This window comes from Streptomyces iakyrus (assembly GCF_000717055.1).
Lineage (GTDB): Bacteria > Actinomycetota > Actinomycetes > Streptomycetales > Streptomycetaceae > Streptomyces > Streptomyces iakyrus.
Map to the genome: position 1 here is coordinate 154,902 of NZ_JNXI01000010.1, position 14,814 is coordinate 169,715.

Genomic DNA, 14,814 nt, shown 5'->3' on the forward strand with positions numbered 1-14,814 from the left:
TCCTCCTCCCGAACCGGAATGCTCCCGGACATCCTAAGCGGCCTAGGTGGACGGCCGGGCCGTCCCGATGATCGACGGGGAGGCCGGGTTGGCCCGGCCGTTGATCAGGAAGTAGAAGCGGCGGATGTCCTGGATGGCGAAGCCCGCCTCCTGGATGGCGTGTTCGGTGTCGCGGGTGAGGTGGCAGCCGCCGCCGGCCAGCCGCCACGGCAGGGCAAGTGCCTTCTGAGCCCGGCGGAAGCCGGGCCGCTCGGAGCGCACGTGCTCGTAGAAGCGCAGCTCACCGCCCTGCTTCAGCACCCGCCGGGCCTCCGCCAGCGCCCCTGGTACGTCCTTGATGCTGCACAGCACCAGCGAGCACACCGCCACGTCGAAGCCGTCGTCCCCCAGCGGCAGTTCCTCCGCCAGTCCCGCCACCACCTCCACCGGCGCAGGCGCCTCCGCCGCCGCCTTCTCTGCCAGCGCCCGCAGCCTCGGCTCCGGCTCCACCGCCACGACCTGGGTCACCTCGGCCGGGTAGTGCCGGAAGTTCGAGCCCGTACCGGCCCCGATCTCCACCACCCGGCCGCGCACGCCCGTCAGCATCTCCTGGCGGTGCTCGATCGAGCCGTGCGCGTCGGCGAAGGCGGCGATGCGCGGATACAGACGGGCGAACACCGGATGCGACACCGCTTTGGCCATGACGTCCTCCTCGGTGGCGGCGGAGGCGGGCACCCCCGACGTTTCTCCTAAGAAGGTTGGGAGTATGCTCGCCCGGGCGGTCTGGCGTGACGTGCCGCCTCAGTTCCACCCTGCCCCGGAGGCCGTCCTTGAGCCAAGGCATACCCGACCTCGTCTCCAGCGGCCCGCTGCTGCTGGCGGCGCCGCTCGCGCTCCTCGCGGGCGGGGTGTCGTTCTTCTCGCCCTGCTGTCTGCCGCTGGTGCCCGGCTACGTCTCGTACGCCACCGGCATGTCGGCGGCCGACGTACAGGACGGGCGGGAGGGCAAGGGCCGGATGGTCGCCGGGACGGCGCTGTTCATCCTCGGCTTCTCCGCCCTGTTCGCGAGCTACGGGGCCGCGCTCGGCTACGTCGGGAACACTCTGCTCGACCACCAGGACCTCATCACCCGGATCCTCGGCGTGCTGACCATCCTGCTGGGCCTGCTCTTCCTCGGCGCCTTCGAACGCATCCCGTTCGCCGGACGCACGTTCCGAATGACCTACCACCCGCGTGCCGGACTGGCCGGGGCCCCGCTGCTCGGGGTGATGTTCGGGCTGGGCTGGACCCCGTGTATCGGCCCGACCCTCGCCGCCGTGATGAGCCTGTCCTTCACCACCGGCAGCGCCGGGCGCGGCGCTCTGCTCGCCTTCGCCTACAGCCTCGGCCTCGGCCTGCCCTTCCTCGTCGCCGCCCTCGGCTTCCGGCGCGCGCTGAAGGCCTTCGGGTTCGCGCGCCGCAACGCGCGGAACGTCATGCGCTTCGGCGGAGCGATGCTGGTGATCGTCGGCATTCTGCAGGTCAGCGGCGCCTGGGCGTACCTGACCGGGCTGCTGCGTTACTGGGTCGCGGGCTACCAACCGGCGCTGTGAATCACCAAATGGCCAGGCTGGAGGGTCTGCACGGGCTAGCATCCCGTGCCGTGGCCAGGACACGCGTGCGATTGTCCGCAGCCCGGCGGTGGGCCGGGCTGCTGGCCGTGCTGGCCCTGGCCCTGTGCGGTGCCGGGCTCATGTCGGCCGCGATGGCGGCTCCCATGAACCTCATGGGGCCGATGAGCGCAATGGAGACGGCGCCCGCCGCCCCGATGACATCGTCCCCGGGGGCCCCAGTGTCCCCGGCGTCCTTGGTGTCCTCGGTGCGGACCGACAGAGCGGACGCCGAAGAGAGGGCCGGGTCCGTGGGCTCCATGGACGCCATGGTCATGAGCTGCCAGCCCTCCACCACACACAGGCCGTCCGGCGCCCCGCTCGCCTTTGCAGCGCACGCCCCATCGCCAGCCGGGCAGGGCCTCACCCTGCCGACGGATGTTCAGCGGGCACCGCCGACTCCCGCTTCCCGCACAGGGCCAGATATCCACAGACTCTGCATAAGTCGGAGCTGATCGAGCACGCCCGCCCGGCCGTACGGCTCAGCGGGTTCCGCTGCCCGATCCCCTTCGGCATGCCGCCATGCGCGCGTGCCGTCCTCTGCCACCACGGAGTTGTCCACGCATGGCCTCGACTCTCACTCTGTTCGCCACCAGCGTCGGTACCGGTCTGCTCGCCGGGGGCGCGTCCTGCGCCGCCGTGCAGGGCGGCCTGCTCGCCGGCGCCGTCACCCGCCGCAGCTCCACCGCCACTCCCACGCCGGCCCCTGCCGCGGCCAGGGCGCGCGGCGCCTCCCGGGTCGCGGTGAAAGACCGCCGTCCCTCCCCGTCACCGGCCAACGATCCGCCGGCTGAGCCGAAGGCGCTGGTGCCGGTCGGCGCGTTCCTCGCCGGCAAGCTCGTCTCCCACACCGTGCTCGGCGCTCTGCTCGGCGTCTTCGGCGACGCGTTGCAGCCCAGCCCTCGCGCCCGGGCTGTGATGCTCATCGCCGCCGGATTGTTGATGGTGCTGTTCGCCCTGGACCTGTTCGGCGTCAAGGCGGTGGCCCGGCTGGTGCCCAGGCCCCCCGCCTCCTTCGGCCGGCTGCTGCGCCGCAGCGCCAAGACCGAGTCTGTCGCCACGCCGGCGCTGATCGGGCTGGCGACCGTGCTGGTGCCGTGCGGGGTCACGCTGTCCGTCGAGCTGATCGCGGTCACCTCCGGCTCGCCGCTGGCCGGTGCCGCCGTCATGGCGGGATTCGTGCTGGGCACCGCCCCGCTGTTCGCCGCCCTCGGCTACCTGTTCCGCCGCACCAGCCGGGCACTGTCCGGGCAGCTCGCGGCCCTCACCGGCGTGGTCGTGCTCGCCGTCGCCACCTGGACGGTGGCCACCGGCGTCCAGGCCGGCGGCTGGGCCACCTTCAACCCGGGCGGCTCACCCGAAGCGGCCTCCGCCGCCACGCCGCCGGCCTCTGACGAAACCGCGCAGGGCAGCGGCCAGAAGAAGTCGGTCACCAGCGGGCCGGTGAGCATGGACGCCTCCGGCACGCAGATCGTCACCCTCACGGTCACCGACTTCTACGTGCCCACCGAGTTCACCGCGCAGGCGGGCGTGCCCACCACACTGGTGCTACGCGGCAAGGACTCCGGCGGCTGCGCCCGCGCCTTCACCATCCCCGAGCTCGGCGTCCAGGAGATCGTCAAGCGCAACGGCGACACGAAGATCGATCTCGGCACCCGCGATCCCGGCGTGCTGCGCTTCTCCTGCGCCATGGGCATGCAGACCGGCACCATCACCTTCCAGAAAGGCGCGTAATGGCACTGTTCAGTCGTAAGCGAAACACCGAGACCGGACCGGTGGTCGTCCTGCAGGTGGAGGGCATGCACTGCAGCAGCTGCGGCCTCTCCATCGATGACGAGCTGGAAGAGGTGCCCGGCGTCCGCTCGGCCCGCACCGACGTGCGCAGCGGACGCTCCACCATCCGCCTGGAGGAGGAGGCGACCGTGGATACCGATGCCCTTGTCGCCGCGGTGCGGCGCGCCGGCGAGTACACGGCCCAGCCCGTCGGCTGACAGACCGAAGGCGGCGCGGACCGGCTGGGAGACCCCGGCCGGCCCGCGCTGTCGGGCACTATCCACTGACTGAGAACCTGTGGGTGCCGATCAAGACCGAATGGGTCCGCAGCCGCCTCTTCGCCATCGGGCCGAAGGCGGACCTGGCGCTGTTCGAGTACATCGACGATCGTCGACGGTCGGCATCCCGGCGACGGCCGTCACCGCGGTCGTCGTCGCCACTCCGCCGAGACGCCGGCCGCCCCTCACCGGATCGCCCGAGAACTCCTCCGATGTCCGGGGCCGCGCATATGCCCCAACCGACCCGGAAGGCCCTTGCAGGAGTCCCGGCAACCGCGATGAGTCAGTGCATACTCGCACCAAGGGGATGAACCGGTCGGTGAAGCGGTCACCCACGTGCCGCCCCGAGGTGTGGAGGGACTCACCCATGGCCATGGCGTGGCTGCTCGTCATCGTCGCTGGACTGTTCGAGACCGGCTTCGCGGTGAGCCTCAAGCTGTCCCAGGGCTTCACCCGGTTGTGGCCGACCATCGGGTTCTGTGTTTTCGCATTGGCCAGCTTCGGTCTGCTGACGCTCTCGCTGAAGAAGCTGGACGTCGGCCCGGCGTATGCGGTGTGGACCGGCATCGGCGCGTCGGGCACGGCGATCTACGGCATGGCCTTCCTCGGCGACGTGGTCTCCACCCTCAAGATCGTCTCGATCACATTGGTGATCGTCGGGGTCATCGGTCTCCAACTCTCCGGCTCCGCCAGGGAGCGGGCCCGACCGCCGCAGCCGTGACCAGCTGGTCCAGGTAGCAGCCAGGCGTGGGCGGATGACGTCAGCCTGCGGCGTCCTTGAGGCGGTCGCTGTCGAGGACGGTGATGCGGCCGCGGGCGAGGCGGATCAGACCGTGGTCGGCGTAGTCGCGCAGCACCTTGGTGCAGGTCTCGCGCGAGGTGCCGGCGAGCGCGGCGAGCTGTTCATGGGTGAGCGCGATCTGCGGGTGCCGTGCGCCGGGCCGCAGGGGGCTCGTGGGCGGCTGGGCGGCGGTGAGCGTGTCGAGGGTGGTGGCGATGCGCTGGGCGACGGTCTTGAACACGCTGTCGGACAGCCGCTGTTCGAGATCCGCGAGCCGACGGCCGAGGATCGCGGTGATCCGCGCGGCGATCCTGGCGTCGGTCAGCAGGAACTTGTGAACGTGGGCGCGGCTCATCACACAGACGGTGACGTCGTCCAGGGCTTCGGCGTAGTTGTCGTACATGTGCTGTCCGAGCAGCACCATCTCGCCGAAGATGGTGCCCGGGGTGATGATCGCGGTCGTGAGTGCCCGGCCGTCGGCGGAGACCCGGAAGACGCGCACGCGGCCCTTCTTGAGGATGAACAGCACCTCGGACGGCTGGGTGGGCGAGTAGAGGATTTCGCCCGCGTGGTACGTCTTCATCGGCGCGGCCTTCGCAATGGCCTCCATCTCCTGCTCGGACAGGTCGCAGAAGATGTCGACCTCGGCCAGGCACCAGGTCCGCTCCGCTTCGTCGGCATCGCTACCGGCGTCGGTCATGGCGTGTGTCTCCTCGCGTCGTCCCGGGGCCCAGGGCGGGGGCGCGGCGCCCCATGCCGGGCTGGCCAGCGCGTCGGCGCTGTCCGCCAGACAGTAGGGCACCGCGTTCCCGTCGCTGCCTGTGCGACGCGGCGCGGCCCCCGAGGGTGGGGTGCCGGGGCCGGGTGTTGACGCGGGCGGTTCGGGGTTCATCCTCCGGCCGTGCTGGTGCGCTTGCCCATCACCTGGGCGATGCAGGAGAAGGCCAGGCCGGCCAGCAGCCCGAAGACCAGGTGGCCACCGAGGCTGGAGCTGGTGACGTCGTTCCACTCGAAGACCGGCATGCCCATGTTGGCGGGCATGATCCACAGGGCGCCGACGGTCCACCACACGGCGCCGTAGGCCAGGCCGAGCACGACGGCGGGGGCGAGCTTGTGGGCGTACTGGCCCAGCAGGACGCCGAAGCCGATGCCGGCGAAGAGGGCGATGGCCAGGTGGATCAGCCAGCCGACGACGGCGTTGGTGGAGCCGAGCAGCCCGGCCACCATGGTGATCATGGCGGTGTCCGCCATCGGGCGGGACACCGACATCCAGATGCCGAACCCGACCCCGCCGACCAGTCCGGCCGCAGCGCCCCACACGGCGTGGACCGGGATGACGGCGGTGGTGGGAGATACCCGCAGCGTGGTTGCCATGACAGTGTGTCCTCTCCTGGTCGGGAACCTTGCTTCGATCCCGACGCTAGGAGCGGTGGCGTGTACAGGTATGTGAGGGCGCTTACGTACGGGCCGGCGGGTTCGTGGGGCAGTTGGTGTACGCCCAGCCCTGTGGTGCGGGCGGCCCTCGCCGCATGGGCGGCACCGGTCGCCGCGGTGACCGCCGTAGCCATCCGCCGCGGCGCGATGCCGGAGCGTCCCCGCCTCACCCTGCTCCGCCCGGCCGCCGCGATGCAGGCCGTCGTCGCCGAGCGCCACCTCGCGCGCCGCTGACGCTGCGCCCACTGCCGGAGGGCGTCGGGCCGTGGGCTCACCGCATGCTCCTACCGCGCGTCTTCGGGCACAGCCTCCACCGTGACCCCGTGCCAGAAGGCGACATGGTTCTTGATCTTCCTGGCGAAGGGGCTGGGGTGCGGGTAGTACCAGGCGGCATTCGGGTTGACGTCGCCGTTGACGGTCAGCGTGTAGTAGCGGGCGATCCCTTTCCAGGGGCACAGGGATCTCGCCCGGCTCTCGGTGAAGTACGCGCGGTTGAGCGACTCGGGCGGGAAGTAGTGGTTGCCCTCGATCACCACGGTGCGGTCCGCCTGGGCGAGCACCGTGCCATGCCACACAGCCCGCATCATGATCGTTCACCTTCGCGCCGGTCCTGCACGTTCACGCTGCGAAGGTAGAGCGTCGGTCCGGGGCCCGACGGTGATGCCGCTTACACTCCAGCGGGAGTCGGCCCTAGCGGTTCCCGACGTGCCTTGCAGGCGGACCGCCAACCCCGGAACCTCGGGCTCCGCGAACTCGGCGAGTACCCTTCAACCAGGTGGTTTCTGCTTCAACAGCATTCCACGCCTGGAGGTCGTCATGGACGTCCTGGTGCTCATCGGCCGCATCCTGTTCGCGGCACTCTTCCTCGCCTCGGCCGCCGGCCACCTCACCCGGACCACGATGATGGCCGGGTACGCCGCGTCCAAAGAAAGGAGTGCCCGCCGCCGTGCCCGCCACGATCGGCAGCGGCCTGCTGATCCTCGTCGGCGGGCTGAGCATCCTGCTCGGCGTCTGGGCCGACCTGGGCGCGCTGTTGCTGGTCGTCTTCCTGGTGCCCACCGCGGTACTGATGCACGGGTTCTGGAAGGAGAGCGACCCACAGGCCCGGCCGTTGGAGATGGTCCAGTTCCAAAGGACCTAGCCCTGGCCGGAGCGGCCCTGATGCTGCTCGCCCTCATCGCACACGCCGGCACCGACCTGGGTCTGACGATCACTGGCCCGGCCTTCGACATCAACTGACACGCCCGCGGTTCAGGCCCCCGCGGCGCCCGCACAGGCCAGACGCTCAAGGCGCGTCCGGCTATGCCGGGCGAGAGTTCAGCAGCAATCGGCCCCGACGCGGGCATCACTTCAGTGCCTCAGCCCACGCAGCAGAGTCCTCTGCAAGACGGTTGCCCGGCACCCAGGTTCGGACACACGCTGGGTGTCACGTATAGCTTCGCCGCCCGGGGATGGAGGCAACACGTGGCCAAGGACTGTTCCGGAGCTTCTGCCCGATGCGGCGCGTGCCTGCGCTGCGGGCGGCGGCCCTGCACGCGGTGGCAGGGGCCACGCAGCGTCGTGCGGCTGGGCCGTACCGTGCTCACCTACCGCGGCTGTGTGCGCTGGTCGGCCGTAGCGGGCCTCGCCGCGTCCGGGCTGCTGGCCGGCGGGGCCATCACCGGCCTGCTGCTGCCCGGCGGAGCGGCAGCCACCTTGGTCGCGCTGGTCTGGGCGGCGTTCACGCTGCGGGTGATCCGCCTTGCGCCCGCCTGCCCCGGCCCCGACGGCGGGCCGGGTCCCGGCGGCGCGGGGGTGCGCGAGCCCCGGCGGCCGGGGCCCTGCCCGCCGGGCGGGGCGATTGCCCTGCCTCGGCCCGAGGACCCGTCCGGCGGCGCCGCAGCGCTCGCCTGACATGCCCGCTCCGCCGTCCCTGGAGCGGGCACCGTTGACCGGGAGCGGTCAGCAGCAGCCGGGCGAGGCGTTGCCGGAGAGGATCTGCTCGATGAGGGGGCGTCCGACGTCGTAGGCGTCGGCGACGGGCAGGATCTGCGCGTCGGGGTGCTCGGTGAGCCAGTCCTTGGCGGCGTCGGCGCCGGCGAAGAAGTGCACCTGGTTGCAGAAGGCGGCGCGGACCGAGGTCGGCGCGTCGGGGGTGACCACGGAGACCACGGCGCCGGCGGGCTCTACCTGGGTGGGCCCGTTGGGGGTGACGGTCAGGCGGACCGGTTCACCGGTGGCCCGGCAGGGCGAGGTGACCTGCGCGGTGTGGCCGATGATGGCCGGGAAGACCAGGGTGTCCATGGCGCACCAGGCGTACAGGGTGCGGCCGTCGGCCTGGTAGCGGTGCGGAGTGGGGTTGTGGGTGAGGCCGTTGCCGATGATGCGGCCTTCGGTGTCGTACTCGGTGTCGGGCATGTCGGCCAGCGCCTCGCGGATGTCCTCCGCGCTGCGGCCCGCTTGGGCGGCGAGCTGGTCGACCGTGACCGGTTCCCCGGTCGTCAGCAGCGTCAGCAAGGGGCGTAGCAGCCACAGCTTCACGCCCGGGGCGCGGTTGACCGTGTCGGTGAAGCGGGCGGCCATCTTCTGGGTGTCGGTGTCCACGGCGGATCCTTCCCTTCCCTGTTGTGTGGATGGGTCCGATGCCTGGGACCGTAGGGTCTGCCCCCGGGGTGAGGGTCAAGCCCGCACGTGGCAGCCGCGGGGATCACCGGCCCAGCACAGGTCGCCCTCCGCCAGGTCCGCCTGATGCGCGGTCTCGAACTTCTCGATCCGTTCCAGGATCTGCTGCTGGGCGGCGATGCGCTGGTGCAGGCGTTCACGGGAGCGGTGCAGCAGCTCAGCGAGATGCGAGCCGACCGGATGCCCCGAGCTTTCCGTCCAGGCCGCGGTCAACTCGCGGATCTCGGCCACGGTCAGACCCAGGCCGCGCAGTTCGCCGATGAACCGCACACACCACAGGGCGTCGGCGTCGTACAGCCGGTAGTTGGCCGGGCTGCGGCCGAGGGTGTAGATCAGCCCGAGGTCGGTGTACTCGCGCAGGGCCTTGACCCTCACGCCGGTGCGGCGGGACAGCTCACCGACCGTCATCGGCCGGGACCTGCGCGCTTCCAAGGGCATCTCCGCCTCCTCTTTGGTGGTTCAGCCTGCGCAGCAGGAGAGCTTGGCGACGTCCGCGGTGAAGGTCTGGGCGGCGAGTTTGAGGGCTTCGGCCATGGTCAGGTACGGGGCCCAGGTCTGGGCGAGCTGCTCGACGGTCAGTCCTGCCGTGATGGCGTAGGTGGCGGCTGTGATGAGGTCCCCGGCGCCGTCGGCGATCACGTGGACGCCGAGCACGCGGCCGGTGCCGCGCTCGGCGACGAGCTTGACCAGGCCGCGCGTGTCACGGTTGGCCAGTGCCCTGGGCACGTGTTCCAGCGGCAGGGTGCGGCAGTCGCAGTGGATTCCGGCGTCGGCTACCTGGGCGTCGGTCATGCCGACGGCGGCGATGGCCGGGCTGGTGAACGTCACCCTGGGGAGCGCGGTGTAGTCCAGGGTGCGGCCCGCGCCGGTGAAGGCGTTGTCGGCGACGAGGGTGCCCTGGGCGGCGGCCACGTAGACGAACTGGGGGCCTCCGGCGACGTCGCCCGCGGCCCAGATCCGCTCGTTGGTGGTGCGCTGGTGGTCGTCGACGACGACTTCGCCGCGCGTCCCGGTCTTGACCCCCACCGCGTCGAGGTTCAGCCCGGCGGTGACGGGGCGGCGGCCGGTGGCGACCAGCAGCTTTTCGGCCCGCAGTTCGATCTCCTCGCTGCCGCGGCCGGCGGCGAGGGTGTAGCCGTGCTCGTCACGCCGGACGGCGGCCAGGGCCGCGCCGGTGTGCACGGTGATGCCCTCGGCGGCGAAGACCTCCTCGATCGCGGCGGAGACCTCGGGCTCTTCGAACGGGGCGAGCCGCTCCAGGGCCTCGATGACGGTCACCTCGGTGCCGAGGCGGGTGAAGAGCTGGGCCTGCTCCAGGCCGACCGCGTTCCCGCCGACCACCGCCATCGACTCCGGCAGCATGTCGAGCTCCATCGCCGTGGTGGACGTCAGATAGCCGGCCTGCTCCAGGCCGTCGACGGGCGGCGCCCAGGGGGCCGAGCCGGTCGCGATCAGATAGTGGGCGGCCTCGATCCGTCGCGTACCACCGTCCCGCAGGACCACGTCCAGCACCGGGGCCTCGGTGCTCCCGGCGAACGCAGCCGTGCCATGCGCGATCTCCCATCCGTAGTCGGCGGCGAGGCCGGTGTACTTCTCCGCCCGCAACTGCTCCACCAGGGCATCCTTGCCGCCGATCAGACCGGGGAAGCCGACCGGAACCTCGGCCGCGGCGAGCCCGGGGAAGCGCCCGGCCGCAGCGGCGCCGTGGCGGGCCTCGGCGGCGGCCAGCAGCGCCTTGGAGGGCACGCAGCCCACATTGACGCAGGTGCCGCCGGTGGTGCCGCGCTCGACCATCACCACCCGCTTACCGCCGCCGGTAGCGGCGATGGCGGCGGCGAACGCCGCCGAGCCGGAGCCGATGACGGCCAGATCGACGCCGGAGTGTGTGGTGGTCACGGTGCTGCCTCCTCGTGCGGGGCCCGGGATTCCGGAGCCGCTGCTATGCGGGTTGCCGAATAGTTCAACGGCTCCATACTATGCGCTTAGGCGAATACTTCCAGTTGTGGAGGCCATCCGTATGCCCCAGCGCCTGAACACCCCCTCCGTCCCGACTGCCGATGAGATCCCCTGCACCCATCTCGACACGGTGGCCAAGTTCTTCCGCGCCCTGTCCGACCCCACCCGGCTCAAGCTCCTGGAGTTCATCCTGCGCGGCGAACGCACCAGTGCCGAGTGCGTCGAGCACGCCGGAATCTCCCAGCCCCGCGTGTCCGTGCACCTGTCCTGCCTCGTCGACTGCGGCTACGTCACCGCCCGCCGGGACGGCAAGAAGCTGCGCTACTCCGTCGGCGACCCGCGCGTGGCAGACCTGGTCGTACTCGCCCGCTCGCTCGCCGCGGACAACGCCACCGCCCTGACCTGCTGCACCCGCATCCCCGACAGCCAGGACTGAAGAGCAAGGACCCCTCGCCATGCCCACCACCGATCGGCCCCCGCGTCGCGACCAAGAGCCCTCCGGCCGCGGCATGACCGCCGCCGCCCTGACGATCGCCTGCTGCGCCAGGCCCGCCCTCGCCGCCACGGGCGCTCTGTCTCGCCGCCGCCATCCGGACGGCGGCCGTTACCACCGCCGTCCGTAGCCGCCGCTCCGGCGCGACAGCTGCTGCCCACCCACCGGATCGACCCAGAACTCCCACGACCAGGGCCGCCCCAGCCCCAGCCGGCCAGGTCGGCCCTCGCTGGGGTCCCGACGACCGCGGCTAGTCGGTGCACACTCGCGGCACGGGGCCCGCCCACCGCAGCTCTGACCAGCTGGTCCGGGTCGTGGCCAGGCGCGGGTACCGATGTACGAGAGTGCCGGACGCCGCGCCATTTGACTGGGGTATGCCTCTTCGGCCTCCTCCACGAGCGCAGATTTCATCACGGCTGGCCAGGCTTTTCGTACGGCCGTCCTCATGCGCGGCGTGGTGCGGGTGGCCTGGCGCGGAGGGTCAGGCCGAGCCACGTGGCCCAGCCGATCGGCTGCAGCACCCAGTAGCTGGAGATCCGGTACAGCAGGGTGGCCGCGATGGCCTGGTCGGGGCGCAGGCCGTAGGAGACGAGCAGAGTGGTCAGGCTCACCTCGACGACGCCCAGGCTTCCCGGGGTCAGGCGCAGGCTGCCGGGGATCTGGGTGAGTGTGTAGGCGAGCAGCAGCCCGCTCCAGGGCACGCCGATGCCCAGTGCCCACAGGCTGGCGGCCAGGCACGCCGCGTCGAACGCCCAGTTGAGGACCGCGAGGCCGAAGGGCCGCAGCCAGGGCCGGAATCCTGGCTGCACGCTGCGGGCCTGGCTCACCAGTCGTACCAGCGCCTCCTGAACCTGCCGGACGCGCCGGGAGCGTCGGCCCGCGCCAGCCCAGGCCCGTTGAGCCGCCACGCGAACCCTCTCGGAGCGGGTCAGTACAAGCAGCGCCAGGCCGAGTCCGAGGGCCAGGGCGGAGCATGGCCAGAGCGGGGCGGAGCACCGCGCCCCGGCCGCCCAGGCCCGCGGTGAGCGCCCCGGTCACGAGGAGGACGAACAGGCCGAGCGCCGACAGCGCCCCGGCGACGACCAGCACAGCGGCCGCGAGGACCTGCCCCGCCTGGCGTCGGCGCAGCTGCCGGTACAGCCAGGCGGCGGCGAAGGCCGCGCCGCCGGGCAGCGCGCCGGCCACGGCGTTGGCGGCCACGGCCAGCGCCGTCATGCCCCTCAGACCCACCCGCACCCCGCCCGCGTGCAGCAGCCAGCGTTGCACGGCGGCGAAACACACGATCGACGCCGCCTCGAAGGCCATCGCGACGGCCAGCTTCGGCGGGCTCACCCGGGCGATCAGCTGGGCCGCCCCGGCCAGCTCGCGCCGGTTGACGATGGCGAGCGACAGCGCGGCCGCCACCAGGACGACAGCCCCCAGCCACCACGCCCAGCCCGGCCGTGCTGCGGCGTGCCGGTCCTGCGCGCGCCCGTTCACCGCCTTGAGATCCGGCTGTCGTGACGTCGGCGGTTGCTTTCGATGGGATGTAGATGGCACGGCTACCGTCGATCAGGTCCAAGGGGCGTGCGGGCCGCCCCATCGGCCGCGTCCGCGCTCTACACAGCGGGCAGGGGCACGCGGAATGGTTGGCGGGCACGGCGGAGCGGTCTTCGGCGGCTGCTGGACGGCCGCCGGTCGCCGAGCAACCACGACAGGGCAGCGGTGTCCGGCCGTGCGGCGTCCCGTGACGGGTCGACGGGGTCTCCTCCCGGCCGGGCCGCGTGCTTCCGGCCCGGCCGCAGACCCGTCAGGACCCGTTCCGTGGGCGGTCACCCGGTGCGTGACCTTCTTCGGAGTCGCGCTGGGCGGCCTTGAGCTGGTCGATCTCCGCCTGGAGGCGAGTGATCTCCGTGGCCTTGGCGTCCGGGTCGGTAGGGGCGCCAGCCGCTTGCCCGGGCTGGTGCTGGGCCTGGTTCTTTCGCTGATACCGGCTCATGAGCCACATCGCCCCGCACATCCCGACGGGACAGGCCAGGAGCAGCACGACGAGTGCAACGGTCTGGGACGACATCATCAACTCCCTTCACGCGGCGGCCAAAGGACGGAGTTGTTCACCGGCCGTCTGTCCGCGTGCCTCCGGCGGAACGTGATCGGTGACGTGAATCCGGCACGCCCGAACCGGACGCGCGCTTCATCATCGGGACGGTGTGCGCGGTGGCCGCGTGCCAGTGGCGCCGGGAGGGCAGGAAGCGGGGCGTGGCGGCCGCGTACTCCTCCCAGACCATGCCGAACCGGCGGGCGACCTCCGCCTCCTCCCGGATGGCGAGGCGTCGGTAGACCCAGACCAGCACAGGGAACATCACCAGAGTAGGCAGGGTCGGCCACATCAGCAGGAACCCGACCATGATCGCGAGGAATCCCGCGTACTGCGGATGACGGATGTGCCCGTACGGGCCCGAGGTCGCCAGGACGCCCGACTGCGCGGCGGCGTGCAGATGCCGCCACCCGGCGCCGATGAGCACGAAGCCGAGGATGATCAGCACGTAGGCGGCGAGGTGGAAGGGGCTCATGTGAGGGTCGCCCTTCCAGCCGATCAGGTCGTTCCACAGGTGACCCTGGGCGTGGCTGTAGCCGAGGTTGGGGAACCAGTTGCCCAGCGGTCCGGCCAGCAGGTAGACGGTGAGCGGGGAGCCGTACATCTCGGTGAACAGCGCCACCGCGAAGGCGGAGAAGCCGCCCAGTGCCTTCCAGTCCCGGCCGGTTTTCGGGTGGAAGAAGCTCGCCGCGAAGATCACCAGCACGAGCGTGTTGATCACGACGAGTGGCCATAGTCCGTAGTCGTACGGGGCGTTCACGGCGTGTCCTTCTTCGGTGCCGCCTGCGGCTTGGTGGCGGTTTCCCTGGTGGCAGATGGTTGTCGCGGTCCCCGGGCGTGAACGGCACGGCCCGGCGACGCGCGCTCGGCCGGGCGTGCGGTACCGGCCTCGGTCAGCAGCGGCAGGGCCCGGCGGAGCAACCGGGCCACGTCGGCGAGTTCGTCGCGCTCGGAGCGGCACCCAGAACAGTGGACGAGGTGAGCCTCGATCGGCGCCTCCTCCCCCGGCTCCAGCGCCCCGATCACGTACGCGCCGAGCCATTCGCGGATCTCGTCGCATCCGGGCGTCGGCTTCGGCATAGCCCCTCACCCCCTTCTCATCGCGTCCCGGTGGTACGGGACGCGGTCAGGTGTGCGCGTCGGAGCCGGTGTCTTTCGTGAACTTGACCGCCTCCTCGGCCCCGGCAGTGGTGACGCCCTCCTGCCGGGCCTGCGCGGCCTTGAGGTCACGTAGCTCGGCCTGAATAGCGCTGATCTGCTTGTTCAGGTCGGTGTCGGAGACGGAGGGCGTACCGGCCCTGGGGGTCGTGGTCCCCGTTCCGCACGAGCTGCCGGCCTTCGTCTTGCCCTGGCCGCCGCTGTTCATCCCGCGCATCATGAAGATCATGCTCAGCGGGCACAGGGCGAGGACGAGCAGTGGCAGGGCCGCCAGGAACCAACCGGGCTTGACCAAGAGAACCGCGGCGGCAACGGCACCGAGGCCGATGATGGCCTTCTTGTTCAGGCACATGGGGATTCACTCCGAGGGTAGGGCGCGTGTCCGGATACGGGGCGCCGAACTGGCTTATAACTGGAAGATTAGGTTCGGGCTGTGACAGATCGATGAGCATGCGGTGGGCGGCCGATGTGCCTGACGCCCACCGGGTCCGGGGCGCTTCCCGTCGAAGGGCGGCGGCGCGAGCTCGGCACCCTGCCCGGGGCGGTGCCCTGGGCAGGGACCTGGACCGCGGTAG

At 71.4% G+C, this 14,814-nt stretch carries 21 protein-coding genes; 9 read left to right on the top strand and 12 right to left on the bottom strand.

Going from position 1 to position 14,814, the window contains the following annotated elements:
* Positions 1 to 42: 42 nt before the first annotated feature.
* Positions 43 to 714 carry a class I SAM-dependent methyltransferase gene (locus tag OO68_RS17305; RefSeq protein WP_329503660.1) on the bottom strand — a complete coding sequence of 224 codons (672 nt, stop codon included), beginning with the start codon at positions 712 to 714 and terminating at the stop codon, positions 43 to 45.
* Between the two features lie 95 nt (positions 715 to 809).
* Here OO68_RS17305 and OO68_RS17310 point away from each other — a divergent pair, with 95 nt between their 5' ends.
* The 4 genes from OO68_RS17310 (at position 810) to OO68_RS17330 (ending at position 4,400) form a co-directional block, all read left to right on the top strand.
* Complete coding sequence (locus tag OO68_RS17310) at positions 810 to 1,571, top strand: cytochrome c biogenesis CcdA family protein (RefSeq protein ID WP_033309250.1); 762 nt, start codon at positions 810 to 812, stop codon at positions 1,569 to 1,571.
* Between the two features lie 621 nt (positions 1,572 to 2,192).
* Complete coding sequence (locus tag OO68_RS17320) at positions 2,193 to 3,362, top strand: urease accessory protein UreH domain-containing protein (protein WP_033309252.1); 1,170 nt, start codon at positions 2,193 to 2,195, stop codon at positions 3,360 to 3,362.
* Positions 3,362 to 3,619, top strand: a complete 258-nt coding sequence (locus tag OO68_RS17325; RefSeq protein WP_051814678.1) for a heavy-metal-associated domain-containing protein — start codon at positions 3,362 to 3,364, stop codon at positions 3,617 to 3,619. The genes OO68_RS17320 and OO68_RS17325 overlap by 1 nt, the downstream gene beginning before the upstream one ends.
* 433 nt (positions 3,620 to 4,052) lie before the next feature.
* Entirely contained in the window at positions 4,053 to 4,400 is a 348-nt protein-coding gene (locus OO68_RS17330; protein ID WP_033309343.1) for a DMT family transporter, read from the top strand.
* A gap of 40 nt (positions 4,401 to 4,440) precedes the next feature.
* On the opposite strand, the gene OO68_RS17335 is transcribed toward OO68_RS17330, so the two are convergent.
* Positions 4,441 to 5,160 (bottom strand): Crp/Fnr family transcriptional regulator, encoded by a 720-nt coding sequence (locus tag OO68_RS17335; RefSeq protein WP_245237014.1) that lies wholly within the window; start codon positions 5,158 to 5,160, stop codon positions 4,441 to 4,443.
* A 188-nt stretch (positions 5,161 to 5,348) separates the two neighbouring features.
* Positions 5,349 to 5,834: a hypothetical protein gene (locus tag OO68_RS17340; protein WP_033309254.1), complete on the bottom strand. Its 486-nt coding sequence runs from the start codon at positions 5,832 to 5,834 to the stop codon at positions 5,349 to 5,351.
* A gap of 132 nt (positions 5,835 to 5,966) precedes the next feature.
* Here OO68_RS17340 and OO68_RS44085 point away from each other — a divergent pair, with 132 nt between their 5' ends.
* Positions 5,967 to 6,128 carry a hypothetical protein gene (locus tag OO68_RS44085; RefSeq protein ID WP_167345897.1) on the top strand — a complete coding sequence of 54 codons (162 nt, stop codon included), beginning with the start codon at positions 5,967 to 5,969 and terminating at the stop codon, positions 6,126 to 6,128.
* Positions 6,129 to 6,178: 50 nt separating this feature from the next.
* Here OO68_RS44085 and OO68_RS17345 read toward each other — a convergent pair whose 3' ends face one another.
* Complete coding sequence (locus OO68_RS17345) at positions 6,179 to 6,481, bottom strand: DUF427 domain-containing protein (protein ID WP_033309255.1); 303 nt, start codon at positions 6,479 to 6,481, stop codon at positions 6,179 to 6,181.
* Between the two features lie 359 nt (positions 6,482 to 6,840).
* Here OO68_RS17345 and OO68_RS48490 point away from each other — a divergent pair, with 359 nt between their 5' ends.
* Positions 6,841 to 7,035 carry a DoxX family protein gene (locus tag OO68_RS48490; RefSeq protein ID WP_329503659.1) on the top strand — a complete coding sequence of 65 codons (195 nt, stop codon included), beginning with the start codon at positions 6,841 to 6,843 and terminating at the stop codon, positions 7,033 to 7,035.
* A gap of 419 nt (positions 7,036 to 7,454) precedes the next feature.
* Positions 7,455 to 7,787, top strand: coding sequence for a hypothetical protein (locus tag OO68_RS17355; RefSeq protein WP_033309256.1), 333 nt, complete (start codon positions 7,455 to 7,457; stop codon positions 7,785 to 7,787).
* A gap of 48 nt (positions 7,788 to 7,835) precedes the next feature.
* Here OO68_RS17355 and merB read toward each other — a convergent pair whose 3' ends face one another.
* From merB to merA, 3 genes are all read right to left on the bottom strand, one after another.
* Positions 7,836 to 8,477 carry an organomercurial lyase MerB gene (gene merB / locus OO68_RS17360; RefSeq protein ID WP_033309257.1) on the bottom strand — a complete coding sequence of 214 codons (642 nt, stop codon included), beginning with the start codon at positions 8,475 to 8,477 and terminating at the stop codon, positions 7,836 to 7,838.
* Between the two features lie 75 nt (positions 8,478 to 8,552).
* Positions 8,553 to 8,993, bottom strand: a complete 441-nt coding sequence (locus OO68_RS17365; RefSeq protein WP_245237016.1) for a MerR family transcriptional regulator — start codon at positions 8,991 to 8,993, stop codon at positions 8,553 to 8,555.
* Between the two features lie 21 nt (positions 8,994 to 9,014).
* The gene (merA, locus tag OO68_RS17370) at positions 9,015 to 10,451 is read right to left on the bottom strand and encodes a mercury(II) reductase (RefSeq protein ID WP_033309259.1); all 1,437 of its coding nucleotides are present in this window, start codon (positions 10,449 to 10,451) and stop codon (positions 9,015 to 9,017) included.
* Positions 10,452 to 10,572: 121 nt separating this feature from the next.
* On the opposite strand from merA, the gene OO68_RS17375 reads away from it, so the two are divergent.
* Both OO68_RS17375 and OO68_RS46280 read left to right on the top strand, forming a co-directional pair.
* Complete coding sequence (locus OO68_RS17375) at positions 10,573 to 10,947, top strand: ArsR/SmtB family transcription factor (RefSeq protein ID WP_033309260.1); 375 nt, start codon at positions 10,573 to 10,575, stop codon at positions 10,945 to 10,947.
* A 19-nt stretch (positions 10,948 to 10,966) separates the two neighbouring features.
* The gene (locus OO68_RS46280) at positions 10,967 to 11,134 is read left to right on the top strand and encodes a hypothetical protein (protein WP_157852728.1); all 168 of its coding nucleotides are present in this window, start codon (positions 10,967 to 10,969) and stop codon (positions 11,132 to 11,134) included.
* Between the two features lie 313 nt (positions 11,135 to 11,447).
* Here the strand turns inward: OO68_RS46280 and OO68_RS47685 are convergent, their stop codons facing one another.
* The 5 genes from OO68_RS47685 to OO68_RS17400 form a co-directional block, all read right to left on the bottom strand.
* Positions 11,448 to 11,969 (bottom strand): lysylphosphatidylglycerol synthase transmembrane domain-containing protein, encoded by a 522-nt coding sequence (locus OO68_RS47685; protein ID WP_342449660.1) that lies wholly within the window; start codon positions 11,967 to 11,969, stop codon positions 11,448 to 11,450.
* An 824-nt stretch (positions 11,970 to 12,793) separates the two neighbouring features.
* Positions 12,794 to 13,057: a hypothetical protein gene (locus tag OO68_RS17385; protein WP_063739320.1), complete on the bottom strand. Its 264-nt coding sequence runs from the start codon at positions 13,055 to 13,057 to the stop codon at positions 12,794 to 12,796.
* A gap of 40 nt (positions 13,058 to 13,097) precedes the next feature.
* Complete coding sequence (locus OO68_RS17390) at positions 13,098 to 13,841, bottom strand: methyltransferase family protein (protein WP_078625345.1); 744 nt, start codon at positions 13,839 to 13,841, stop codon at positions 13,098 to 13,100.
* Entirely contained in the window at positions 13,838 to 14,161 is a 324-nt protein-coding gene (locus OO68_RS17395; protein ID WP_033309261.1) for a zf-HC2 domain-containing protein, read from the bottom strand. Before OO68_RS17395 ends, OO68_RS17390 begins: the two co-directional genes overlap by 4 nt.
* Positions 14,162 to 14,207: 46 nt before the next feature.
* Positions 14,208 to 14,591 (bottom strand): DUF2933 domain-containing protein, encoded by a 384-nt coding sequence (locus OO68_RS17400; protein WP_051814680.1) that lies wholly within the window; start codon positions 14,589 to 14,591, stop codon positions 14,208 to 14,210.
* Positions 14,592 to 14,814: the final 223 nt, after the last annotated feature.

What these genes read in the sequence shown, in the direction of transcription:
- OO68_RS17320 (WP_033309252.1), top strand. Translation starts at nt 2,193, where the DNA reads ATGGCCTCGACTCTCACTCTGTTCGCCACCAGCGTCGGTACCGGTCTG.
- OO68_RS17325 (WP_051814678.1), top strand. Translation starts at nt 3,362, where the DNA reads ATGGCACTGTTCAGTCGTAAGCGAAACACCGAGACCGGACCGGTGGTC.
- OO68_RS17330 (WP_033309343.1), top strand. Translation starts at nt 4,053, where the DNA reads ATGGCGTGGCTGCTCGTCATCGTCGCTGGACTGTTCGAGACCGGCTTC.
- OO68_RS17335 (WP_245237014.1), bottom strand. Translation starts at nt 5,160, where the DNA reads ATGACCGACGCCGGTAGCGATGCCGACGAAGCGGAGCGGACCTGGTGC.
- OO68_RS17340 (WP_033309254.1), bottom strand. Translation starts at nt 5,834, where the DNA reads ATGGCAACCACGCTGCGGGTATCTCCCACCACCGCCGTCATCCCGGTC.
- OO68_RS17345 (WP_033309255.1), bottom strand. Translation starts at nt 6,481, where the DNA reads ATGATGCGGGCTGTGTGGCATGGCACGGTGCTCGCCCAGGCGGACCGC.
- OO68_RS17365 (WP_245237016.1), bottom strand. Translation starts at nt 8,993, where the DNA reads ATGCCCTTGGAAGCGCGCAGGTCCCGGCCGATGACGGTCGGTGAGCTG.
- OO68_RS17375 (WP_033309260.1), top strand. Translation starts at nt 10,573, where the DNA reads ATGCCCCAGCGCCTGAACACCCCCTCCGTCCCGACTGCCGATGAGATC.
- OO68_RS46280 (WP_157852728.1), top strand. Translation starts at nt 10,967, where the DNA reads ATGCCCACCACCGATCGGCCCCCGCGTCGCGACCAAGAGCCCTCCGGC.
- OO68_RS17385 (WP_063739320.1), bottom strand. Translation starts at nt 13,057, where the DNA reads ATGTCGTCCCAGACCGTTGCACTCGTCGTGCTGCTCCTGGCCTGTCCC.
- OO68_RS17395 (WP_033309261.1), bottom strand. Translation starts at nt 14,161, where the DNA reads ATGCCGAAGCCGACGCCCGGATGCGACGAGATCCGCGAATGGCTCGGC.
- OO68_RS17400 (WP_051814680.1), bottom strand. Translation starts at nt 14,591, where the DNA reads ATGTGCCTGAACAAGAAGGCCATCATCGGCCTCGGTGCCGTTGCCGCC.